The sequence below is a fragment of the Microcystis viridis FACHB-1342 genome, from assembly GCF_014698335.1.
In the GTDB taxonomy this organism is placed as follows: Bacteria; Cyanobacteriota; Cyanobacteriia; order Cyanobacteriales; family Microcystaceae; genus Microcystis; species Microcystis ichthyoblabe_A.
In genome coordinates this window covers 25,540-49,076 of sequence record NZ_JACJSV010000008.1, presented here as the reverse complement: position 1 = coordinate 49,076, position 23,537 = coordinate 25,540, and the positions used below count along the sequence as shown (strand labels likewise).

The 23,537-nt window shown below is 41.9% G+C and carries 15 protein-coding genes; 10 read left to right on the top strand and 5 right to left on the bottom strand.

All coding sequences use genetic code 11. The annotated features are described in order from the left end of the window. Positions 1 to 198: 198 nt before the first annotated feature. The 3 genes from H6G40_RS04710 to H6G40_RS04700 all read left to right on the top strand — a co-directional run bounded on the left by H6G40_RS04710 (position 199) and on the right by H6G40_RS04700 (position 4,514). Entirely contained in the window at positions 199 to 1,638 is a 1,440-nt protein-coding gene (locus H6G40_RS04710) for a sensor histidine kinase (RefSeq protein WP_002736280.1), read from the top strand. Between the two features lie 92 nt (positions 1,639 to 1,730). Next, positions 1,731 to 2,828 carry a saccharopine dehydrogenase family protein gene (locus tag H6G40_RS04705; RefSeq protein ID WP_002736382.1) on the top strand — a complete coding sequence of 366 codons (1,098 nt, stop codon included), beginning with the start codon at positions 1,731 to 1,733 and terminating at the stop codon, positions 2,826 to 2,828. 3 nt (positions 2,829 to 2,831) lie between these two features. After that, positions 2,832 to 4,514, top strand: a complete 1,683-nt coding sequence (locus H6G40_RS04700; RefSeq protein WP_016516022.1) for a mechanosensitive ion channel family protein — start codon at positions 2,832 to 2,834, stop codon at positions 4,512 to 4,514. On the opposite strand, the gene H6G40_RS04695 is transcribed toward H6G40_RS04700, so the two are convergent. The 3 genes from H6G40_RS04695 to H6G40_RS04685 all read right to left on the bottom strand — a co-directional run bounded on the left by H6G40_RS04695 (position 4,441) and on the right by H6G40_RS04685 (position 12,004). Continuing rightward, entirely contained in the window at positions 4,441 to 4,944 is a 504-nt protein-coding gene (locus H6G40_RS04695) for a hydrogenase maturation protease (RefSeq protein ID WP_002738268.1), read from the bottom strand. The genes H6G40_RS04700 and H6G40_RS04695 overlap by 74 nt on opposite strands. Positions 4,945 to 5,292: 348 nt before the next feature. Beyond that, the gene (locus H6G40_RS04690) at positions 5,293 to 5,784 is read right to left on the bottom strand and encodes a GNAT family N-acetyltransferase (protein WP_002735254.1); all 492 of its coding nucleotides are present in this window, start codon (positions 5,782 to 5,784) and stop codon (positions 5,293 to 5,295) included. 82 nt (positions 5,785 to 5,866) lie between these two features. After that, complete coding sequence (locus H6G40_RS04685) at positions 5,867 to 12,004, bottom strand: translocation/assembly module TamB domain-containing protein (protein ID WP_190537339.1); 6,138 nt, start codon at positions 12,002 to 12,004, stop codon at positions 5,867 to 5,869. Between the two features lie 460 nt (positions 12,005 to 12,464). Here H6G40_RS04685 and H6G40_RS04680 point away from each other — a divergent pair, with 460 nt between their 5' ends. The 4 genes from H6G40_RS04680 to H6G40_RS04665 all read left to right on the top strand — a co-directional run bounded on the left by H6G40_RS04680 (position 12,465) and on the right by H6G40_RS04665 (position 17,711). Then, complete coding sequence (locus tag H6G40_RS04680; RefSeq protein WP_069473873.1) at positions 12,465 to 13,655, top strand: DUF3747 domain-containing protein; 1,191 nt, start codon at positions 12,465 to 12,467, stop codon at positions 13,653 to 13,655. A gap of 323 nt (positions 13,656 to 13,978) precedes the next feature. Continuing rightward, positions 13,979 to 15,508: a glucose-6-phosphate dehydrogenase gene (zwf, locus tag H6G40_RS04675; protein ID WP_002736082.1), complete on the top strand. Its 1,530-nt coding sequence runs from the start codon at positions 13,979 to 13,981 to the stop codon at positions 15,506 to 15,508. A gap of 105 nt (positions 15,509 to 15,613) precedes the next feature. Beyond that, complete coding sequence (gene opcA / locus H6G40_RS04670) at positions 15,614 to 16,969, top strand: glucose-6-phosphate dehydrogenase assembly protein OpcA (protein ID WP_190537337.1); 1,356 nt, start codon at positions 15,614 to 15,616, stop codon at positions 16,967 to 16,969. Between the two features lie 157 nt (positions 16,970 to 17,126). Next, positions 17,127 to 17,711 (top strand): Uma2 family endonuclease, encoded by a 585-nt coding sequence (locus H6G40_RS04665; protein WP_002736563.1) that lies wholly within the window; start codon positions 17,127 to 17,129, stop codon positions 17,709 to 17,711. Positions 17,712 to 17,843: 132 nt separating this feature from the next. Here the strand turns inward: H6G40_RS04665 and H6G40_RS04660 are convergent, their stop codons facing one another. Further along, the gene (locus tag H6G40_RS04660; protein ID WP_002737838.1) at positions 17,844 to 19,052 is read right to left on the bottom strand and encodes a phosphoglycerate kinase; all 1,209 of its coding nucleotides are present in this window, start codon (positions 19,050 to 19,052) and stop codon (positions 17,844 to 17,846) included. A gap of 163 nt (positions 19,053 to 19,215) precedes the next feature. Here H6G40_RS04660 and H6G40_RS04655 point away from each other — a divergent pair, with 163 nt between their 5' ends. The 3 genes from H6G40_RS04655 (at position 19,216) to H6G40_RS04645 (ending at position 20,569) form a co-directional block, all read left to right on the top strand. Further along, positions 19,216 to 19,626, top strand: coding sequence for a universal stress protein (locus tag H6G40_RS04655; protein ID WP_002736789.1), 411 nt, complete (start codon positions 19,216 to 19,218; stop codon positions 19,624 to 19,626). 286 nt (positions 19,627 to 19,912) lie between these two features. After that, positions 19,913 to 20,395 (top strand): photosystem I reaction center protein subunit XI, encoded by a 483-nt coding sequence (locus H6G40_RS04650; protein ID WP_002737469.1) that lies wholly within the window; start codon positions 19,913 to 19,915, stop codon positions 20,393 to 20,395. Between the two features lie 57 nt (positions 20,396 to 20,452). Next, positions 20,453 to 20,569, top strand: coding sequence for a photosystem I reaction center subunit VIII (locus H6G40_RS04645; RefSeq protein ID WP_002737043.1), 117 nt, complete (start codon positions 20,453 to 20,455; stop codon positions 20,567 to 20,569). A 505-nt stretch (positions 20,570 to 21,074) separates the two neighbouring features. Here H6G40_RS04645 and H6G40_RS04640 read toward each other — a convergent pair. Beyond that, a complete protein-coding gene (locus H6G40_RS04640; protein ID WP_190537335.1) occupies positions 21,075 to 23,276 on the bottom strand; it encodes an ATP-binding protein in 2,202 nt (733 codons plus the stop codon). Between the last annotated feature and the right edge of the window lie 261 nt (positions 23,277 to 23,537).

Genomic DNA, 23,537 nt, shown 5'->3' with positions numbered 1-23,537 from the left:
CAGAAACCAGAAGAGCCACCTAATTTGCTATCGACGACCGACTCCCCAAAAGCAAAACTTTGTACCTCACCATTAAGATAACTGTTATCAAAACGCGGATATCACTGCCAATAGAGTTCGGTTTTACCGTTATGGGATGGGCATTAACGGGGGTAATATTCTAGGTAAGGAATTTGTATCTAGTCAGTGATGAAGACGATGTTAAAGGGGTCTTTACCGAAATTAAGCGATATTTTCCCGCCGACTGACCATCAGGACCGGGAAACTTTCACCCCCAATGCTTTTTATCCTAATTTATCGGAATGGCTCAAGCGCTCGCAACTGAAAGCGGAAAGTGAATGGTTCGCAGCGATCGCATCTTTAGAAAATATCTTATTACAAAACCCAAATAATGCCGCCAGTCGGGGTTTAATTCTCTCCGGTCCGACGGCTTTAGTCAGAGAAAGCAAGGCTTTAACGGGTTTTAAATTCGGTGTTTTTACCGTTAAAGCTTTAAAACATTTACAATGGCTGGGTTTGCAATTGCCTTCTCAGGAAAAATCCGCCGCCGATATTTCCCCGACAGAGATTCATGAATTGCCTCTCTTGCCAACGGATCCGATTGCTAATGAAAGATTTTGTCTGGTTTTTAGCGAAAGTTTCGCTCTTTTGCTGGTTTTAGGCGAGGATCAGTGGGGTTTGTCCTCTTTTCAATTTTCCTTTGATCCCGTCCTCACTCAGCAAGCTTGGCAGCAGTTGCGGCAACGATTAGTTAATCTGCGTTATCCGCAAATCGAGACTTTAGAGGCAATTATCGAGGCTAATGGCAGTCCCTCGCCGGATTATCGTCTAGTTAGCCAATTTAGTCGCCAATTACTGCAAAATTTACCCAACCAGCCTAATTTAGACCTGAAAAAAACGAAATCGCCTATCAATGCCGAAATCACTCCGCCAAAGGAAGATAATTCTAATTTAGAATCGGGTTGTGATTTGGAATTATTGCGAGCTTTAACCCACGAAATTCGCACTCCTTTAACCACCATTCGCACCATTACCAGATTATTGTTAAAACGGGCCAAAGTAACGGAAGATGTAGAAAAATATTTAGAAACAATCGATTTAGAATGTAGTGAACAAATTCAGCGCATGGAATTAATTTTCCGAGCCGCAGAATTGGGTATTAATCCTCTGGGAGATAAACCAATTCAATTAATTCCAATTGCTCTAGAAAAAGTCTTTCAAGATAGTATTCCTCGGTGGCAAAAACAGGCTAAACGGCGCAATGTCAATTTAGAAGTTAATGTACCGAAAAAATTGCCTTCGGTAATTAGCGACCCGAATTTATTGGATCAAATGTTAAATGGAGTCGTGGAAAAATGTACTCGCAGTATGGCTAGTGGTGGACTGTTGCAAGTACATATATCAACGGCAGGAAATCAATTAAAAATGCAGTTTCAAACTCAAATAAAATCACCTAATCTTACCCTCAAAGCTTTGGGAAAAGTCCTAATGTTTCAACCAGAAACCGGTAGTTTAAGTCTGAATATGAAGGTGACTAAAAACCTTTTTCAAGCTTTGGGAGGTAAATTGATTGTGCGTGAAAAACCCGAAGAAGGTGAGATTTTAACTATTTTCTTGCCCCTCGGACGCATTAAATAAGTTGGGATTATTCTAAAATTTTCATCTTGTAAAATAGGCAAAATTGCCAAGAGGATGCTATACTAGGGCAACAAATATTATTGATAGTTGCCATGGAAAAAACTGTTTTAATTTTAGGTGGCACCGGTCGCATTGGTCAAAGTGTCGCCCTAGATATTATTAATCATACTTCAGCTAAAGTTATTATCACAGGACGCAAGGAAAAAGCGATTAAATTACTGCCAAGAATGCAGTTTTTGGCTTTGGATTTAGAAGAAATAGACAAGCTTAGACAGGCAATTAAAAAGAGTGATTTAGTTATTCATTGTGCCGGTCCCTTTCATTATCGCGATGGCAGGGTAGTAAAAATTTGCATCGAAGAAAAAGTCAATTATATTGATGTTAGTGATCATCGTTCTTTTTATCAAAAGTTAATTCCCTATCGAGAATTAGCGATAAAAGCGGGAATAACTGCCGTGGTTAATACGGGAATTTTTCCTGGTATTTCTAATAGTATAGTGCGGGAGGGAGTGGAACACTTAGATAGGGTAGAAACGATCCGTTTAAATTATGCCGTAGCCGGTTCAGGAGGTGCGGGATTAACTGTGATGCGGACAACTTTTCTCGGTTTAAAAAAGCCTTTTTTAGCTTGGATTGAGGGAAAATGGCAAGAGATTAAACCCTATACTGCCAGGGAAGTAATTGACTTTCCCGCTCCTTTGGGTAAAACTGGTGTTTATTGGTTTGATATGCCAGAAACCTATACTTTTGCCGAATCTTTTCCAGTGCAAAATGTGATCACAAAATTTGGTTCTATTCCCGATTTTTATAATCATTTAACTTGGATTACTGCCCATATTTTTCCCGATGCTTGGGTAGAAAGTTATCGGGGAATTGAGTTTTTTTCCCAAGTTAGTTATCGCATGACAGAAGTAACCGATAAATTTTCGGGAATTGGGGTGGCAATGTTGGCAAAAGTCGTCGGATGGCAAGGGCAGCAAAAAGCAGTTTATCAAGCAACTATGGTTCACGAGAATACTGCTCAAGCAGCGGGTTGGGGAACTGGCAGCGTGGCAGAATTAATCTTAGCGGCAAAACTCCAAAAAGCTGGGATTTATCCCGTGGAACAGGTGTTATCCACAGAACTATTCCATGCTACGATGAAAAAAAGAGGTATTAAACTCGATCGCTCCTGTACAATTGTGGCTTAGAAGATGAAAAAAATCTGGCGTTACCTAGGACTGTTTTGTTTAGTTTTGTTACTGACTTTATCCCCTATCTTCATGATAGCAGCCCAGAATAATCCTGCTAAACAGGGACAGGAAACACCCCTGGAAACTTTGGGAGAAGTTTTTCCCGTCATGCTTGATAATCAAGAACTTTTTACGATTCGGCAGGGAATAGGTTCTTTTTCAGCGCAAGAAAGAGCGAAATCGATTACAGACAGAATTGAAAAAATTGCCGATGACGATGCTCTTTCTCCTGAAGATTTAACTATAAAAATTGATCCTGAAGACAAAAACCCTTCGATTATTTTGGGAGATACGGTTATTGCTACTATTACTTCTAAAGATGCCAAATTACAGGCGGTCAGTCAAGAAGTATTAGCCGAACGAGCTTTAGCAAAGATTAAAGCGGCCATTGTCCGTTATCGTCAAGAACGTCAACCGGATAACCTCTTAAAAGATGCAGTTTTGACGGTAAGTGCTACCTTGGCCACGGTCTTAATTTTCTGGGTAATAATTTTTATATCTTCGCGGGTTTTTCCCCAGATTCAGAGGTTAATCACCTCCCTAGTTCCTGGGGTCGTATTCCAAAATTTTGAGATTATTAGTTCCCAGACAATAGGAATTTTTTCCCTAAGAGTTTTGCAATTTATCCGCACTCTAATTATTTTAACTATTCTCTATTTTTATTTAACTTTTGTCCTTCGTCTTTTTCCCTGGACTAGAAAATTTGGTGATGGTTTTCTGCAATACTTTTTTAGTGCTTTAGAAGTTGTTTCCCAAGAGATAGCAAAATATTTACCCAGTATTTTTATCATACTGCTAATTATTTTTATAACTCACTATCTGTTGAGAGCAATTAAACCATTTTTCACTGGATTGGAAAGAGAAAATTTAGTAATTAATGGTTTCTATCCCGATTGGGCAAAACCAACCTATAATTTACTGTCACTGCTGATAATTGCCTTAGCTATAGTCATCGCTTTTCCCTATCTACCTGGATTTAATTCTCCTGCTTTTCAGGGGGTGTCGGTATTTTTAGGGGTACTATTTTCCTTGGGTTCCACCTCTGCTATTGCTAACGTGGTGGGGGGAATTATCCTCATCTATACCCGCTCTTTTCAACTAGGAGATAAAATTTCTATTGGTGATGTTATTGGAGATGTGATTGAAAAAGGATTATTAGTCACCCGTATTCGCACACCAGCTAATAGAATTATCACGATTCCTAATTCATCGCTGTTAAACACTAATGTGATTAACTTTAGTGTCTCTCAAAGGGAATTCAAACAGCCTTTAATTTTGCAAACCACAGTCACTCTCGGTTATGATTTACCTTGGCGTAAGGTTCACGCAACCCTGAAAGAAGCAGCCTTAGCCACCCAATTTATTGTCTCAGAACCTGCTCCTTTTGTCTTGCAAACCAGTCTCGATGATTTTTATGTCAGCTATCAGCTAAATGCCTACACCGATCATCCTAACAAAATGGTGTATATTTATTCTGAATTACACCAAAATATTCAGGATAAATGTAACGAAGTCGGTATCGAAATTATGTCTCCTCACTACAAGGCTCTCCGGGATGGCAATCACAGCACTATTCCTGAAAATTATCTGCCGGAAGATTATCAAAGTCCTGCTTTTGGTATTCAGTCAAATCCTCAGAAGTAATAATTTTCCTAATAGCTTTAATCGCATTTGTCAAGCCCTTTTGAGTTATTGTTGATAATTCTTCACCAAATTCACAATTAATAGCAGGAATAAATATTCCCCAGGCCCTAGGAGTTTGTTGATAAATTGCTTGAGTTAATGCTAATAAAGAAGCAGGACTTTCTGCATGACCGAAATTATTCCATTCGGTAACTGCCGCTAATTTTTCTATCTGGATATCAGTTTGATTAGATAATACCGCATCAACAAAAATAACTAGAGAAGCATCAGCTATATCGGCCGCTAACTCAGGAGTCAATTGATGGGTAGCGATGACCTCTAGATTAGACCAATTCTCCTCGGCAATAATTTCGGCTATTCTCACTCCCACTCCGTCATCATTTCTTAAAGTATTACCATAGCCGATGAGCAGTATTTTAAAATTATTCATGGTCATAGCAGTTATCTTAATGATGATGTACAAAGTTTTCCTTTTTGGGGAGTCGATGGTCGATACCAAATTAGGTTATACTTCGTCTTGACCAGAAACGCTGTAAAATAAGTATAGGATATCTGGGATGATCTCGATACACAGCTTGACCTAATCGATAAATTAACTGAGTCTGGTAAGAAAACTTAAGCCTTGATAGTAGTTTCTTGATGAGGAAAAAATTATGCTAAGGAAGAGCCATAAATACTATCTCTTTTCTCTCACCTAGAAATCATCTCTAGGCGAACCAGAAAATACTGATATTCAATTAAGTCTAGAATTTAGTCTAGCTATGGAGAAATTGCCTATTTAAGCGACTTTTTTCCCTAAAATGACCACATCAGCCAGAAAATCGTCTAGAGCGGCAATTTGGGGTAAATAACCCCATCGTTGAAAGCCGAATTTTTCAAAGAGACGAATACTGGCCTGGTTGTGGGCAAAAATAATACAGATAAGATTAGATATACCCAATTTCGGACAGCAATTCAGGGCATATTCTACTAATAATTTACCGATTCCACGACCTTGATAATCGGGGGAAATATATAAACTAACCTCTGCCGTTTTTTGGTAAGCGACACGACCATAAAACATCTGTAAACTTAGCCAACCCACCACCCGACCTTCGATCGCTATTACCCAAATGGGATACTGTTCAGGATCGTGCTTTTTAAACCATTCTCGCCGACTTTCGAGGGAAATAGGCTTTAAATCTGCGGTTGCCTTGCGAGTGGGAACAGCAGCATTATAAATCTCGATAATTGTTGGTAAATCTGTTTCTTTAGCCTCGCGAATAATCATAGAATATCAAGTAAGATGAAGTATAACCTAATTTTGCCTTGTCTCCTAACTTCTGAACTCTCCTATATCTCTCAATCTTACCTTAAAATTGAGTTTGATAGCGGACGGTAAACTCATTCAAATTGTAATCGTAGGAGAAGCGGATAAAAGACTGGGAATTAACTCGATAGACGGTTTCCAAATTGGGAAGAATATTAAAATCCGTTGCTCCAATCGCATTACTAACCGCATTCTCCACATCATACACGACTCCTTGAGCTAAGAGGGGAATCGCCAACTGAACCACTCCAAACTGAATTAATTGTTCTGTGTTTTTCCCCTGTAAACCATTAAAAACCGACAGCAATTGTTCCCCCAACAGTCGAACGATTTCCCCTTGGCTGCGGGGGGGAGTGCTAGTTAATTTAACTAGGGGAGTATTAAGCAATCCCTCATCTTCACCTCTAGCAAAAGCCACTCCTTGTAAACAATTAGCAGCTTTTTGTAATTCTGCATTTGTATAGTTTTCCTCTAGGGGAAAAGGGGGACTATTGGGACGAATTTGGCACACTTCATTAATATTACGGCCTAAATTTGGTAGCAAGCGGTTTAATTCCCCTTCAACGCTGAGGGTGACATCGATCCTTTGAATGCGATTCAGACTATCATCGGGAATTTCATTACTAGGAAAATCCCCCCCCGGACGGGAGATAGCAAAATCGCGAGATTGAGAAAATTCGCTGAGAATTGTTCGCAGTTGAATATCAACAAAGGGATTAAAAAGTCCCAACCCGCGACTAGAATCAAAAACAATAACATTTTGATTGCGTCGGTTAAGAAGAAAACGAGTATCGATGTAGCTAACCCGTCCCCGATCGAGATTAATCACTCCATTGGTTTGTAATTTCTCCAGTGAAGTGAGCGAACCGTTCAAGGTTAAAGCACCACTAAAATCAAATTGATACAAAGGTTCTTGTTCGATGGATAATCCCGCTAAAGACACTTGGAAATTATTTAAAACTGGAGTAATATTGGTCGTCTGAGGAATGTTGAGAGGCTGCAGCCAGCGACTCACTGGTTTATCCGTTTCTTGATTAATTTCTGGGGTGCGAGGAAGAAAAACTTTACCCCGAGAAAGACGTACATTACCCCCGATAATTGGTTGTTGAATTGTTCCCGTTACCATGGCATTCCCAGCAATTAATCCCCGATAAAGACCATTAATTGCTATATCTCCCTCTTGAATATTAACTGTTAAGGGATTAGGATTATTTTTGATGGCTTGAAAGAAAGGTAAAACTCCCACCACAGAAATTTGTCTGTCAGCGATCGAGCCTTGTAATTCCTCTACTGTTAAGCTTTCAGGGGTTAACCCAATGCGGCCATTTACGGTTAAAATCTCTGGAAAAGCAACACTGCGGATAGCGGCATTATTGAGAGTAACTATACCATTTGCTTCTAAATCTTTGATTTTTAAGCCTTCTTTTATATCTAATCTTCCCGTCGCTGAAAGAACTACCTCTCCCTCACCTTTAACCCATTCGATGGCGTTTTGACTGATAGCTTCAATTAATTTGAGTGCATCGGTTCCTAATTTTGCTTGGATTTTTAATTGATCATTACTCGGTAAGGGAGGATAGGGAATGCTGGCATAGAGTTGGATTGATTCGGAGGAGGTTGTCCGCAAATCAAAACGATACTGATTATAGGTAAATAAACCAATTATATCTTGATTAATATTTTGGGCATTAATTGCACCATCAATAAAGCCAAAGTTACCCTGAATACGAGGATTTAATAAAGTTCCTGTAATTTGACCTTGAGTTTTTAGACTACCAGATACATCCAAGGGAAACTGCACAAAATTTCTCAAGAGATCGAGAGAAAGATTTTCCACGGCAAAAGTCCCCTCTACTTTTTTTAAGGAAAAATCACCCGCTAAAAATACGGAAGAATCTCGTGATTTTAATCTAATCGGTTCTATCCTGAGCAACTGACGATTTAAGTTAAGATTAATTGTTACTTCATCAATGGGAATTAATTGGGTATCGGTGGTGACAATTCCGAGAGGTTTAACAATATTTACTGTCGGTCTTTGGGGTCGCCATTCCCATCGATTGCCCTGAAATTGTACGCTAAGATCGGGATTTTTTAAAGTCCCAGTTAAGGCTATATTTGCTTGATAGCGACCACGAAAATCTAGTTCAGACGGTATCCCAACTACCCCCCTTTCCCCTGCTAATTGCTGGATTATTTCTTCAATTTTTGCCCGCAAATTTACCTGTTCTGCTAGGGAAGCTTCGGGATTACCTACTACTAGGGGACTAAGTTGAATAGCTGGGTTATTCTCAGAGGAGAAAAAGTTGATTAAACTGGTTAAATCATAGATACTAGCAACTGATAATAAATCTTGAATATAACCTTGATCTACCCTGAGTTTAGCTTCTATTTCCTGGGTTCGCCAATTAAATAAACCTTGCAGATTATATTGACTTGCACCCGCTTGTAAACTACCTTCTTGCAGTTGAACTATAGAATCCCGATAAACCAAATTTGCCGTTAATTTTTCCCCGATTAAGTTACCTAAACTAGGTCGATTAATCTCTAGTTGTCCCTCACCCTGTAGGTTAAATAAATTGATGTCTAAATTAGCACTCAATTGGCCAGTAATAATCCCCAGAATATTGTAGGCTGCCGTCGGAGATATTTTCAGGATTTCTAGGGGAAAATCGGCAATCTGAACATTTAAATTTTCTCCGCTTCGTTTAGCTGTTGCTAAAAAAGGAGTTTTATTTCCAAAAGCTTGGCGAATATTTATCCCTAAGGGAAGATAGGGCAGCAGACAATTATTTTGTTGACAAGGATCGAAAGTTAGGTTAATAATGTCCTGATTTCCCCGCAGATTTAAACTAATATTTTGACCGATTCCTGCTTGAATTGTTCCTTTTAGTAGGGGTTCAAAGAGTCGCTCATTAATGCTAAAGTTAGCTAAATTTATATCTCCTTTGATTCGTATATTTCCCACTTTTTGCCAAGCACTTAAGAGATTTTTTCCCGTGATTTGTCCTTGAAATTCTCCGATCCCTGTTAGTGTCGATTCTTTGGGTTTTAGGTTAGAATCAATCGGTAAAAGCGATATAATCTGAGTTAGCCGTACAGCAGCAAGGTCGGTTTTTGCCTGTAGATTTAAGTTAACCTCAGCGATATCGGGTTGACTGGTAAGATTAGCTAAAAGAATATTTCCTCGCACATTAAAGCTATTTTCTCCCCACTGTGCCGAAAGATTATTAATCTGAATTGGTGTTACTCCCTGCCAAATTTCTTTAATATTTCCCGCTAAATTGGCACTAAAATCTAGGTTAGGAATCGAGATTGATTTTACTCCCCCCAATTGCCTTAGTAGGACAGCGGGATCAAGATTAGCGGCAATAATATCACTTTGCCAGAAATTATTATTCAGTTGTGCCTTAGCTTTAATCTCTCCTTTAGCTACATTAATACGAGAGTTAAAAACTGCTTTAATACTGCTTAAGTTCAGTCGTTTTTCTAGCAGAGAGTCGAAAATAGTTTGGGCATTTCCTGTTGCTTGAAACTTCGTTTGGTAAATATTCAACGCTAGGGGAATATTAGTCTGAAAACGCTCTAAACTACCAAGAATATTAAAAATACCTTTGTTTAACTGAATATCAGTATTAATCGGATTATTATCCACTAACAAGCGAGTATTTACTCTAGCATTGATGGTGGACAGATTTGGTATTTTCCCCGCTAGTAAATTATTGATTGCACCAGTGAAATTGACTTGGGTTTTTCCTAGACTAACAGGAATATTTATCTTGGGTAAAAACGGATTTAAGTTAATCCCAGTCGTATTAATTATACCGCTTAAAATACCTTGTTCCAGTTGGGCTGTCGTTCTTAAAAATCGATTATTGACAAATAACTGTATATCTCCTTCTCCGCGCCAAGTTTTTAAATCCGTTAAAGTACCACTAATCAGAGAATTTATTCCACCAGCAAAGCTGATTTTTGTCCTGCCTAAACTAACGGGAACTGTTAAATTTTCCACTAGAGGATTGAGACTAATTCCCCCGGTGTTAACTGTTCCTGTCAGGAAACCTCGATTCAGTTTGGCTGTGGCAATTAAAGGATTATTATCTACTAATAACTCCATATTCCCTTGACCTTGCCAACTGCTGAAAATATTATTTTTATTATCCAGCAATTCCCCTAAATAACCCTGTAAATTAATTTGCGATTGCGTTAATTTAACCTGAGTTGGTAAGTTAGGCAATAGGGAATTAATCGGCAATCCCGCTAAGACAGCTTTAGCCTGAAGATTTCCTTGCGATACTTGACTATTGACTAAAATTATGCCTTGTTTACTGCTAATTTTTAAGTTAGCAATTCCGTTTAAAGTATTAACATTGAGTTGATCAATTTTGCCACTGACTTGAATATTAGCTGTCTCTAAACTTAAGGGTTCTAAGGTTTCTAAGTAGGGGCAAATAATATCTACATATTGACAAAAGATAGGCACAAAAGGAGTCAATAAAAAGTTATTACCCGTGATTTTTGCTTGGACTAATTTGCTAGTAAAATCACTATTAGCATTAACCTGTAGTTTGCCAGTATTTGTTTTAATGACCGTATCGGTTAAATTGATTTTGTTGCCTCCTAAAAATACTTTGCCCTCCCCAGCAACATTGATTAATCCTGACTGATTAACCGCGGGTATTTGCCAATTAATTAATAATTGGGGCAGTCCTAAACTACCTCTAGCTTTGATGTTAGCTTGCAGATCGCTTATATTAATTTGATCAGGAATTGTGGCCAATTTAGATAAAATTTTTCTTGTGGGAAAATTTGCTTGTAAATTCAAATCAATCGGCATTTTTGTCCCGTCAAGAGGTTGATTTTTTTGCAGGGATTGCAGAATATTTAATTGCAATTTTCCTTCTCCTTTAATTTCTCCACCTGCGACGGGTTTAATTTGAATTTTATCTAAACTAAGACGATTGAGATTTGTTTGAAAATTACTGGTTATTGATTGAATGGGAATTTGCTCAAAAATAATCGGTTTGCTGCTGCTAACGGTTCCTTTAATTAGAGGTTGATCTAATTTTCCCGTCACTTGAAAAGTAGAGCGTGCCTCTCCCCGTAAATCTAGAGGTGATTGCAGATAAATAATTCTTAAAAGCTGTTGTAAATCCACCGATTCTAGCGCGACCTTGAGATGATAACCAGTTTGCCAATTTACTTCTCCCTTCACCTCAGTTTTAATCTTGCCAATACTTGCGGTCGCCTGTTCGACTAATACTTTATCTCCCTGTAAATTTAACTTAGTTGTTAGCTTAATTGGATACTGGAACGGTTGGAATTTTCCCGCCAAATCTGTCACCTGAAAATTGCCATTTCCTTCGGTTTGATTTAGCTTTGCCCAACTGGGAATATTGAGAGCAATATTAGCATTTACTTGTCCTTGATTTAATTGGAAATTGCTCCGAGGAATTAAAGTTAATAGTTCATTTAAGTTCAAACTATCAATCTGAAGATTAGTTTGACTTTCGCCCGTTTTTAACGCCGTTTCTCCTTGAATTTTTACTTGACTTTTGAGAATTTCTGCGCTAAAATCGTAGGTGAGAGGTTGCCTTTGATTATCGATGAATCTTCCCTGACCATTGGCCTTAATTTCTATCGGTTTTTTCAGGGCATAGGGTTGGATAGTAATGTCTCCCTTCTCCACCTGAAAACCCAGGTTTAACCTGATGAGTGCCTCCCGATCTAAGTTACTAGCTATTTTTTCTAAATTATCGAGCCATTGACCATTTTTATCCTGATCGAGATAAATACTGGGATTAATTAACTTGACATCAACTGGCAGCGGCAGACCTAAAAGTAAGGGCAGCGGATTTAATCCCAATTCGATCGCATCAACAGATACACTATCAGCAGAATTGGCCGTAGCTGGAATTTCCGATTTACCGATACGAATGCGATTAAAATAAAAGCCCTCTATCTTACCTACCCTGACAGGTCTGTGCAGCATTTCACTGAAGATATTGTCTAAAATTGGGGTTAGACGTTCATAAACTAAATAACGAGTCGTAAAATAGCCAAGGGAGGTAATTCCTAGGAGAGTAATTCCCCCGACAATTAAAGTAGAAGGCCGGCGGACAAATCGACCGATACTCAGAAAAAGATTAGGACGAGGAGAAGGATCACCGGGGGAGTTACTCATAATTGTCTACCTCACACACACCAAAGAAAGGGCAATGGCTCACCAGAGCTAATGAACTATGATAATTCACCGCGGCACTGATAGCCCTCAATCGATTAATTGCCATTTTTTAGGCAATTATTGGGCTTAAATCCTGTGGGGAAGTCAAGGGCTGCGGCCAATTAAAAGCCTCTCTCCCCATCTTAGCCTAAGACTCGAATGGCTGGCTAAAATTTTCAACAATTCGCCAACATCTCGCCAGTTTCAACAGCTAACCGAATTAATATTGATCAACCCACCAGTTCAAGCAGAATATTGCTAGGATCAATAGGTTTGGAAATTGAAGATTGAGAGAAAAGTTGTGCAGACAGACAACAATCCGGCGCAGTCTGGAACAACAACCGGAAGTATTCAGTCTTAGAATAGTGGGATTAGCACGTCTATTATTTTTACTGCAAAAATCGTCTTATAGATAAAGATCATGAAAGCTAGATTATCGATCGCCCTAACCGCCCTAATGACCTTGGGCATAACTGCCACACCAGCGGCCAACTTTGACGAACAGGACATCGAGCAGACCCAGGTAGTAGCGATCGCTCGTCCCTACGGAGGTAATAAATTTGACCTGCTAGTCTTGGAACAAATCCAGGGAAAACAGAAGTGTTGGAGCGAAAGCGGCTCAAATCCCGTCATGATCGACCCGCTGCTTCTCAACTTTGACTTTACCGGCATTTGTCGCCGCGCCACCGATAGTAATGGTTATTCTATCCGTCTCGATGGCCGGGATTTTGGGCTAGATTACATCCTGCGTATTGTGGAACGCAATGGCGAATTATACTTAGTGGGAACTCCCCGGGATGCTCGCAGACCGGAATTAGTGGTGGGAAGAACCCGAGGAATGCAAACGGGATTTATGAAAATTATCCTCGAACCGGGTTGGAGATTTAGCCGTCGTACTTTCCAAGGCAAAAGTTTAGGCCACTTCTACTTTAGCGGCAAAGAAACAGAAGTTCTCGCAGCCGCCGGCAGACCTCCTATCAACGAAACCTCTCCTCCCCCTACTGCTGAGGCCAGTTTCCGGGATATTAGCGGCGATATCTATAAAACTGAGATCGAAAAAGCGATCGCCCTTGGGATAGTGGCCGGTTTTAAAGAAGATAACACCTTCCGCCCCGAAAATCCCGTCACTAGGGAACAATTCGTCTCGATGATTATTGAAGGGATGGGAACTGTCACCAAAATTAACCTAGAAGAGATTCCCCCCGGCAGCGGCAGTTTTAACGATGTGGACGCGACGCGTTGGAGTGCCAAAAAAATCCAATGGGCCCGGGCTAATGGTATTGTTGCCGGCAAAGCTAACGGCGAATTCCGTCCGGGCGACCCCATCACCCGGGCCGAATTGATGGCGATCCTCAAACAGGCCGCCACCTACCTGAAAACTCAGCAAAAACAAGCCCCCGATTTGGCCCAAACTAAAACCCCCGCCAATTTTTCCGATACTTCTGGTCATTGGGCCGCTGGTTTAATTACCCAGATGTCGGGATTTTGCGCTGTGGCCTCTCCCTTGAACGAACAGGGTAGTGCTTTTGTACCAAATGATCCCACCCGTCGTAACTACGCAGCGGCCGCCATCGTCCGTACCCTCGATTGTGTTAAAACCGCCAAAAAATAAGTAGGGTTTGCGGCAAAAAGTTTTTCCTAGGGGTAGGTTGTGGGGTTTCACCCATTTTTGGGTGGTCAATTACCTAATTTTCAGGGAAAAAGTCCCCCAATTTTCCCCCCGCTCACTCCCATGCCCAGAACTTTTTGATCTCAAAAAGGCCTAAAGATATTATCCAATTACTGATGACTGATGACCGATGACCGATGACTGATTACTGATTACTGGTCACTGATTACTGATTACTGATTGTGGTTATTAATTTTTACTTTAGGTATGCCGTCGAGTATTCCCGCTAGACTGGAAAATAATGCACCTCGGCTAGACAAAATCCTATGGTAAAGCTGCTCGAAAATCCTCTCCGAGTGGGATTGCGACAAGAAAGAACCCCAGAACCCTTAATCTTAGTCATTTTTGGGGCATCGGGAGACTTAACCCAAAGAAAACTGGTTCCTGCTCTCTATCAACTGAAACGGGAAAGACGACTACCGGCCGAATTAACCATCGTCGGTACAGCGCGCCGAGAGTGGAGTCATGATTATTTTCGCCAACAGATGCGCCAAGGCATCGAAGAATTTTCCGACGGGATTGGTAGTGAGGAATATTGGCAAGACTTCGCCCAAGGGTTGTACTATTTCCCCGGCAACATGGACGATCCGGAAAGTTACGCCAAAATGAAAGTTTTTCTGGAAGAATTAGACGGAATCCGGGGAACCCGTGGCAATCGAGTCTTTTATCTAGCGGTTTCTCCTAATTTCTTCCCTCCCGGTCTTAAAAACCTTGGCGCGGCTGGAATGCTGAAAGACCCAATTAAACACCGGTTAGTGATCGAAAAACCCTTTGGCAAAGATCTCAGTTCTGCCCAAGTTCTCAATCGAGTCGTACAAGAGGTTTGTCAGGAGAACCAAGTTTATCGCATTGACCACTATTTAGGCAAGGAAACCGTCCAAAACTTACTGGTGTTCCGATTTGCTAACGCCATCTTTGAACCCCTCTGGAATCGTCAATTTATCGATCACGTCCAGATTACCGTGGCCGAAACCGTGGGAGTGGAGGAGCGGGCCGGATATTACGAAAAATCGGGAGCTTTGCGCGATATGGTGCAAAATCACCTGATGCAGTTATTCTGCTTGACGGCGATGGAAGCACCCAACGCTATTAACGCTGATAGTGTCCGTGGCGAAAAAGTCAAAGTCCTGCAAGCGACTCACCTGGCCGATATTAATAACCTAGAAAAATCCGCCATCCGCGGCCAGTATAAAGCCGGTTGGATGAAAGGAAAACCCATTCTGGGCTATCGGCAAGAACCGGGGGTTAATCCCGAATCGACCACTCCCACCTACGTGGCCATGAAATTAATGGTAGATAACTGGCGTTGGCAGGGTGTCCCTTTCTATCTGCGTACCGGTAAACGTCTGCCGAAAAAAGTTTCCGAGATTGCCATCCAATTCCGCCATGTGCCGTTATTAATCTTCCAATCGGCGGCTCAACAAACTAATGCAAATGTACTGAGTATGCGGATTCAGCCTAACGAAGGTATTGCCCTCCGTTTTGAGGCAAAAATGCCGGGGTCAGAATTACGCACACGCACGGTAGAAATGGACTTTAGTTATGGTTCCTCCTTCGGTGTCACCAGCGCCGATGCCTATAATCGCCTACTTTTAGACGCTATGCTGGGAGATCAAACCCTATTTACCCGTTCTGATGAGGTAGAAGAAGCATGGCGCATCGTTACTCCCGCTCTCGCCGCTTGGGATGCCCCCGCCGATCCCGCCTCCGTACCCCAATACGAAGCGGGTACCTGGGAACCCACAGAGGCGGAATTTCTCCTTAACCGCGATGGCCGTCGTTGGCGACGACTCTAAAACAGTGAACAGTAATCAGTAAACAGTAAACTAAAAACTCACATCTGATAACTGATAACTGATAACTGATAACTGATAACTGATAACTGATAACTGATAACTGACATGACTACCCAAAGCCCCCCCATTGTCTCCCTGCAAGCACCAAAAGATGTTTCCATCGATGTGATCGAGCAGGAACTGCGCGATATCTGGCAATCCTATAATAATAATGAGGATGGGATGGCCGCCACCCGGGCCACCACCTTTAGCTTTATTGTCTATGAACCCGATGCGGTACAGGAATTGTTAACCCTTCTCGGCTATTACACTGGCCCGATTGATGGTATTGCCGGTCCGCGGACCCACGCCGCCATCAAAGTGGCCCAGAAGGACCTAGAACTAGAAGTAACTGGGCTTTCTAGCGATGAATTTGTCGCTCGGTTAAGGGCGGCCTGGGAAGCGGAAAAAAACGCCGAGGATGGGGCTAATCATCGTCAATACGCCGCCGATTTGGATGCGATTGGGGTGGCAGATGCGATCGCTGCTTCCAATCCCTGTCGCATTATTACCCTCTGTCCCACTGCCGAGGCCGATGAAGGGGTAAAAGCCTCCGTTTCTGCCTATTGTCCCGTTAACAAACGTAGTCAGAACACTTTAGTTTGCTGTGAATACGTCACTTTAAGCGGCACAGCGGAAGCCTTGGAACGAATTGGTGGCATTATTTCCGAGTTAACTATTCCCAGTTTGCCCAAATTTCTCTGGTGGAAAGCCAGTCCCGATGGGGAATATGGACTATTTAAGCGTCTGGCCAGTCAATGTGATACGATTATCGTCGATTCCAGCACTTTTCGGGAACCGGAAACGGAACTGCTGCAAGTGGGGGATTTATTAGCAACAGATGTGCCATTAGCTGACCTAAACTGGAGTCGTCTCGCTCCCTGGCAAGAACTAACCGCCGAGGCTTTTGATCCACCGGAGCGCCGGGATGCTATTCTGGAAGTCGATCGCATCACTATTGATTACGAAAAGGGCAATCCTTGTCAAGCTTTTATGTTCCTCGGTTGGATGGCCAGCCGGTTACAATGGCGACCGGTGGGATATAGTCACCGGTCGGGAGATTACGCTATTCATCGGATTAGCTTCCTCGGTCAGGACCAGCGTTTAATTGAGGCGGAATTAGCCGGTGTTCCCGTGGCCGATTGGGGTGAGGTACAAGGGGATCTGATTAGTATTAAACTCACTTCTACTAATCTTCAGGCTGATTGTTGTACGGTAATTTGTTCGGGAACTACTGGCTGTATGCGGATGGAAGCTTCGGGAGGGGCCCAATCTTGCCGGGTTGAACAAGTGTCCCATCTGGAAGACCAAAAAACAGAAACTCTCCTAGGTAAACAGTTACAGCGTTGGGGCCAGGACGTGCTTTATCAAGAAAGCATGAAAGTCACTAGCGCTATCCTCAAATTATCCCAACCGGATTAACAAATTAGCAACAATAATCCCACCCACTTTGGAGAGACCTTGTTAACAAGGTCTCTCGATATTTATACAGCAGTCAGCACCTGATTAAAACCGATAATTGTAGCTTTTCAGAAAACAGGTTATCATAAAAACAGAGCTTTGCTTTCAAGGGGGCAATATGGTCGCAACCACTGAGAAACGCTACACAGTCGCAGAATACTTTCAACTAGAGGAAACTGCCACCGACAGACACGAGTATCGAGATGGAGAAATTATTATTATGACTGGGGGAACTCCTAACCATAATCGCATTGCCTTGAATTTCTGTAGAAAATTTCCCTTAACTATCCAGAATCAAGCCTATGATATATTTATCAACGATCTACGCTTGGCCATACCCGCCTATAATATGTACACCTATCCCGATATTATGATCGTTAAGGGAGAACCAATTCTTGAAAGAGGACGCACCGATACGATTACCAATCCACAGGTGATTATCGAGGTTTTATCAAAATCTACTCAAGACTATAATCGGGGTGATAAGTTTAAATTTTACCGCTCTCTTGATAGTTTTGAAGAATATATTTTAATCGATCAATATGGTTATTATATAGAACAATTTCATAAAAGGGGCGATCATTGGGCATTCCGGGATTATCACGATCAAGAAGCGATTTTAACTTTGTTTTCTCTAGATTTTCAAATATCCCTGACAGATTTATATCAGCGTGTCGATTTTACCGCGATTGAAGTATCCTAGTGGCTCAACTATTTTTGCCGCAAAAGTCATGGTATGATTAACTCCCAATCCAACTTTAAAAACCCACTCCCTAATTCATAAAAAAAGGTGGGGCAACACCCACCTTGTTTAAACCTGAGATATTAGCGATAATTAGGCTTCATCGAGAGCGGCAATACCGGGTAAAACCTTCCCTTCGAGTAATTCCAAACTAGCACCGCCACCGGTGGAAATATGGCTCATTTTTTCCGCCACTCCCACTTTTTCCACCGCCGCTACCGAGTCACCACCACCGATAATAGTAGTTGTACCCGTAGCGGTTAAATCGGCTAAAGTGTGAGCGATCGCATCTGTACCCGCCGCAAATTTATCGAACTCGAACACCCCCATGGGGCCATTCCAGAGGACAGATTTACAGTTAGATAAAGCTTCTTGGAAAACTTTAACTGATTCAGGTCCGATATCCAATCCCATCCAACCATCGGGAATATTTTCGACCTTGACGATTTGGGACTCGGCATCTTTATCGAATTTATCCGCTAACACCACATCAGTAGGAAGGAGAAATTCCACCCCTTTTTCTTTAGCTTTCGCTTCCAGGGATTTGGCTAATTCCAGTTTGTCCTCTTCCACCAAAGACTTACCAACACTTAAACCGCGGGCCTTGTAGAAAGTAAAGATCATACCGCCACCGATGAGCAGTTTATCGCACTTTTCTAATAGAGTTTCGATCACGCCAATTTTACTAGAAACCTTAGAACCGCCGATAATCGCCGCTAGGGGACGTTGGGGAGTTTCAATAGCTGCTTGTAGGTAGTTTAACTCTTTTTCAATCAAATAACCCGCCACCGAGGGGCTGAGATAGTGGGTAACGCCTTCCGTAGAAGCGTGAGCGCGGTGGGCGGTACCAAAAGCATCATTAACGTATAAATCGGCATTAGCGGCTAATTTTTTGGCAAAATCGGGGTCATTTGCCTCCTCTTCACCGTGGAAACGCAGATTTTCTAACAGGGCCACTTGACCGTTAGACATTTGACTAATCGCTGCCGTCACTCCCTCACCAATAGAATCGGGACACATGATTACTTCTTGGCCCAATAATTCCGAGAGACGTTTAGCTACAGGAGTCAGACGCAAATTTTCTTTAACTTGACCGTCGGGGCGACCCATGTGGCTGCATAAAATAACCTTAGCCCCTTTTTTGATTAAATCCTCAATAGTTGGCAGTGCTGCCCGAATACGGGTATCATCGCTGATTTTCCCGGTGGCTTTGTCCATGGGAACGTTAAAATCGACCCGGACTAAAACCCGTTTGCCCGCTAAATCAGCCTCTGTTAAATTCGCTACTGTTTTTTTTGGCACAGCCCATAACCTCCTAGATTGCTTACCGTACAATAAAGATTAAATCAGGGTATCGCTACTTGCGGCAATTACTTTGACAAAGATTATTTCAGATTTGGGGATCAGTGTTGCAGTTCCAAGACTGATTTGCCCAGAAAAATTTGATTGGAGAGACTTGCTAATTATGTTTGAGACGATTTTATTTCCCATCGACCACAGCCGCGAAAGTCGTGACGCTACCAGTAGTGTGATCGAATTAGTCAAAATCTTTGACAGTCGTTTGGTGCTGTTGTCGGTGGTGGAAACGACACCCACCGGAGAAATTGCCGCCGACGATAAGATGAGTTCGATCGAAGCGGTGGATAGATTGTTACAATCGGCACAGGCCGTTTTCGCCCAAGCTGGCATCAAGGCGGAAATGATTGAAAGGGAGGGAATGCCTTCTTTTGTCATCTGTGATGTGGCCGATGAAATTAATGCTCACCTGATTGTTATGGGTTGTCGCGGTTTAGGATTAACTAGCGAAGGTGTGTCCGAAAGCGTCACCACCAAAGTTATTAACCTTGCCCCCTGTCCAGTGTTGATTATCCCTTAATCAGTGATCAGTTATCAGTGAGCAGTTATCAGATGTGAGTTTTCAGTTCACTGATTACTGTTTACTGTTTACTGATCACTGAAAAAAAGCTCCCCCACTCCCTTCTCCCTCACTCCCCACTCCCCCGTCTTCTGAGAGAAATGTAACGAATTGTGAGAGTTTCAGCCGTCAACCCTTGAAAACTCGATCGATGGGGTTGCTTGAAGTAATTCTTAGGCCTAAAGTGTAATCTTAAAGTTTTATGATCAATTTTCCTGTTGATCGGAAAAAGGAGAACTCAAACACAATGGCTGAAACTGGATACAAACAGGTGGTGACACCCTACAATGATGATCCGTTCATTGGTCATCTAGCTACCCCCATTTCCGCTTCTGGTTTTACCAAAGCTTTTATTGGTAACTTACCTGCCTATCGTCCCGGTCTAGCTCCGATTCTGCGCGGTCTAGAAGTGGGTATGGCCCACGGTTATTTCCTCGGTGGTCCCTGGGTTGTCCTGGGTCCCTTGAGAGACTCGGAATATGCTAATCTCGGCGGCTTAATCCCCGCTTTGGCCATGGTTCTCTTGGCTACGGGTTGTTTAGCTAGTTATGGTCTTGTCTCCTTCCAAGGTAAGGCCGCTAGTGGTGATCCTCTGCAATCCTCCGAGGGTTGGAGTCAATTCGCCGCCGGTTTCTTTATTGGTGGTATGGGTGGCGCTTTTGTGGCCTATTTCCTCCTAGAAAATCTTGGTGTCGTTGATGGCATCATGCGCGGGGTTTTTAATCAATAATTAACCCTTGTTCTACCTGATTATCATTTCCTTATTTTTTTACTAGGAGCATTTGACATGACTGGTGCCTACGCAGCTTCTTATCTGCCTTGGATTTTAATCCCAATCGTCTGTTGGTTAATGCCAGCCGTGGTTATGGGGTTGTTATTTATCTATATCGAAAGTGAATCCTAATTTAGCCTAGGATTCCTACAATTAAGGACTTGAAAATTAGCTATTTTATAGTTAGTTTCCAAGTCCTATTTTCTGAAGAAAAAAGAAAAAATTGACCAGATGAAAATGGGTAAAACCCCAGACCCCACACCCTGCCCCCGGCTGCATCCCACATTTGCAGAAATACCGACAATCAGCAATTATCAGTGACTCTGAAATTGGTAAAAAAATATGAACAATCGCGTGTAAGCATCTCACAGTTAACCTAATGCGCGGGGGGGTTGGGGGGTAGAACCCCCCAAAAGCTTGGATTGAGTGATAAAACTGAAAGTAACACACCCAATTTTAGGAGAAAGTTTCCCCTGAAAAATCCCAAATTAGTAGATTGACAAAAATGATACCAAATCCCTTTTTAATAGTGTGATTAACTCTCAAGTTATGAATTGTTTCTCCCCACACCCCACACCCCACACCCCACACCCCACACCCCCACCCCCACCGAAAAACTTTTTGCCGCAAACCCCACTTATAAAGCGGTTAGATAGCGGATTTTTTCCAACAATAGGGAGGGTTGAATCGGTTTGAGGAGATAGTCATCAATGCCATGACGACCGAGGAAATTAACGCTGATTTCAGGGGTATCATTCAAGATTAGCACTTTACTGGCTTGAGTTTGCCTGGATTTTTTTAAGAGATGACAGAGATGATATATATCGGGCATTTTTCGATCGACAATTATAATACTTGGCTGCACGATCTCAATTTTTTTGATAGCGGAGACACTATCGATTAACCAAATAACTTGATAATGTGCCACCATCAATAACTCACAAATAAGATTGGCAATTTCTTCGTCACTTTCAATTAAAACTATAGTGGGATGGTGCTGATTAAAATGGGGATTATGATCCGAGGGTTGGGGTTGAGATTTGGGTGGCTTTTGTTGAGGTAAACGGACGGTAAAGATGGAACCTTTATCTAAGCAAGATTCTACCTCGATCGTGCCGCGATGGAGTTCCACTAATTGTTTAGTTAAAGCCAGTCCTAATCCCATACCACCATAACGACGTTTACGAGAGCCATCCAACTGGGTAAATTTTTCAAACAGAAGCGGTATTTTTTGAGCAGGAATGCCGATGCCCGTGTCCTCTACCTGAAAAATGACCTGACTGCCTTCTTTCCACAGTCTCAGCGTGACAGCACCCTGTTCGGGGGTAAATTTCAGGGCATTTTTTAACAAGTACAAAAGTATCTGCTGAACTCGATCATAATCGGCATAAAAATAATGCTCTTTTTCGGTGATTTTCATCTCTAAAATCAGATTAATTTCTTTAATTTCTGCCTCTGTTTTGATAATTTCTAAAACATGATTACAGAGATATTTTAGCGAAAATTGTTTAATATCTAAAACGGCTTTGCCTGCCGAAATTTGCGAGAAATTAAGCAAGTCATTGATTAATTCTAATAATTTATTGCCGTTATCCTGAATAACTTTTAGATAGTGTTTTTGTTTATCGGGAGGTAAAAAATTACTGGTTGCCGAGCATTTTTGCAGGGTACTGGACAAACCGATAATACAAGTTAGGGGAGTTAATAACTCATGACTCATATTATTTAAAAATTCACTTTTGCAGAGGTTAGCGGCTTCCGCAGCCATTAAAGTATCTTGTAATTCTTGGGTTCTTTCGATTACCCGGCGCTCAAAAATATCTTTTTGTTCCTGTACTTGGGAATATAATTGCGCTTGATAGATAGCGATGGCGAGATGTTCACCAATCTGACCTAAAAATTTCTTTTCCTGCGGCAACCATTGGCGTTTTTCTCCACATTGATGGGCAATTAATAAACCCCACAATTCTTCTTGTACCACAATGGGAGCGATTAATTTTGATCGCACTTGGTTTTGTCGCAAAAATTCGGACAAACAGAAGGAAGAAGAATAGTTAACATCCACATCATCCACGGCCAGAATTAATCCTTGACGATACTTTTCCTTGTATTGGGGAATATAGGAAAAACAATCGTCTTCGGGGGTTAAATTTAACACGGAATTTATCTGGTCAGAAACGCGCGACTCGGAAGTTATTTTTCCCTTTCCCTCACCGATACCGGGGAAAAATTGATAAATTAACAATCGGTCCACTTGCAGAAATTCCCGCGCTTCCCTGACCACGGTTTCCAGAATCACCGGTAACTCCAAACTCTGACGCATTTGGGTGATGACTTGGTTTAATAATCTTTCCTGTTCGATTTGTTGGGATAGGGCCGCTTCTACCGGTTGACAAACAGAGAAGACGCGGGGACAACCCCCCTGAGCAGCCGGAGAAGAAATTATCGAGAGAATTTTGACTAAAATTTTATTTTGAAAACTGCTGACATTAATGGACAGAGGCAGATTTAAAATTTGATAACCCTGCTGAATTTTTGGGTGGTGGAGAGACTTGACGGCCAGTCCTTGCAGAAAATTTTTAATCGTGTTCGCTTCAAAACTAATGCGGACTTCGTACTCAAAGTTATGTGCTTGGGGACTGGCTAACAATAAAGCTTGTAGGTCAGTGGAAAGCAAGAGTTGATAGATTTCCCCCGTCTGTGGGGGAATATCTCTTTCACTGAGACTAATCCTGGGCCCTGTTACCTGTATTGCCAACTGTCCCCACCAAGAACGAATTTGTTCGAGGTGAGTAGATGACAACACTTGACAGCAAACATAAGCGGGAGAAGCGTTCATTTATCAGTTATCAGTTATCAGTTACCAGTTATCAGTTATCAGTTATCAGTTACCAGTTATCAGTTATCAGTTATCAGTTATCAGTTATCAGTTACCAGTTATCAGTTATCAGTTATCAGTTATCAGTTATCAGAAGGCAGGAGGCAGGAGGCAGGAGGCAGGAGGCAGGAGGCAGGAGATAGGGTGGTGGGGTGTTGGGGTGTTCGGTTTTTGGGGTGTTAGGGTTTTAGGGTTTTAGTTGAAATTCCCCCACTTCCCCAC

Bases quoted from the DNA above. Each gene is read 5' to 3' on its own strand.
- H6G40_RS04690 (WP_002735254.1), bottom strand. From the start codon at position 5,784: ATGATTATTCGCGAGGCTAAAGAAACAGATTTACCAACAATTATCGAG.
- H6G40_RS04705 (WP_002736382.1), top strand. From the start codon at position 1,731: ATGGAAAAAACTGTTTTAATTTTAGGTGGCACCGGTCGCATTGGTCAA.
- H6G40_RS04640 (WP_190537335.1), bottom strand. From the start codon at position 23,276: ATGAACGCTTCTCCCGCTTATGTTTGCTGTCAAGTGTTGTCATCTACT.
- H6G40_RS04680 (WP_069473873.1), top strand. From the start codon at position 12,465: ATGAAAGCTAGATTATCGATCGCCCTAACCGCCCTAATGACCTTGGGC.
- H6G40_RS04700 (WP_016516022.1), top strand. From the start codon at position 2,832: ATGAAAAAAATCTGGCGTTACCTAGGACTGTTTTGTTTAGTTTTGTTA.
- H6G40_RS04685 (WP_190537339.1), bottom strand. From the start codon at position 12,004: ATGAGTAACTCCCCCGGTGATCCTTCTCCTCGTCCTAATCTTTTTCTG.
- H6G40_RS04695 (WP_002738268.1), bottom strand. From the start codon at position 4,944: ATGAATAATTTTAAAATACTGCTCATCGGCTATGGTAATACTTTAAGA.
- H6G40_RS04645 (WP_002737043.1), top strand. From the start codon at position 20,453: ATGACTGGTGCCTACGCAGCTTCTTATCTGCCTTGGATTTTAATCCCA.
- H6G40_RS04665 (WP_002736563.1), top strand. From the start codon at position 17,127: ATGGTCGCAACCACTGAGAAACGCTACACAGTCGCAGAATACTTTCAA.
- H6G40_RS04655 (WP_002736789.1), top strand. From the start codon at position 19,216: ATGTTTGAGACGATTTTATTTCCCATCGACCACAGCCGCGAAAGTCGT.
- opcA (WP_190537337.1), top strand. From the start codon at position 15,614: ATGACTACCCAAAGCCCCCCCATTGTCTCCCTGCAAGCACCAAAAGAT.
- H6G40_RS04710 (WP_002736280.1), top strand. From the start codon at position 199: ATGTTAAAGGGGTCTTTACCGAAATTAAGCGATATTTTCCCGCCGACT.
- zwf (WP_002736082.1), top strand. From the start codon at position 13,979: ATGGTAAAGCTGCTCGAAAATCCTCTCCGAGTGGGATTGCGACAAGAA.
- H6G40_RS04650 (WP_002737469.1), top strand. From the start codon at position 19,913: ATGGCTGAAACTGGATACAAACAGGTGGTGACACCCTACAATGATGAT.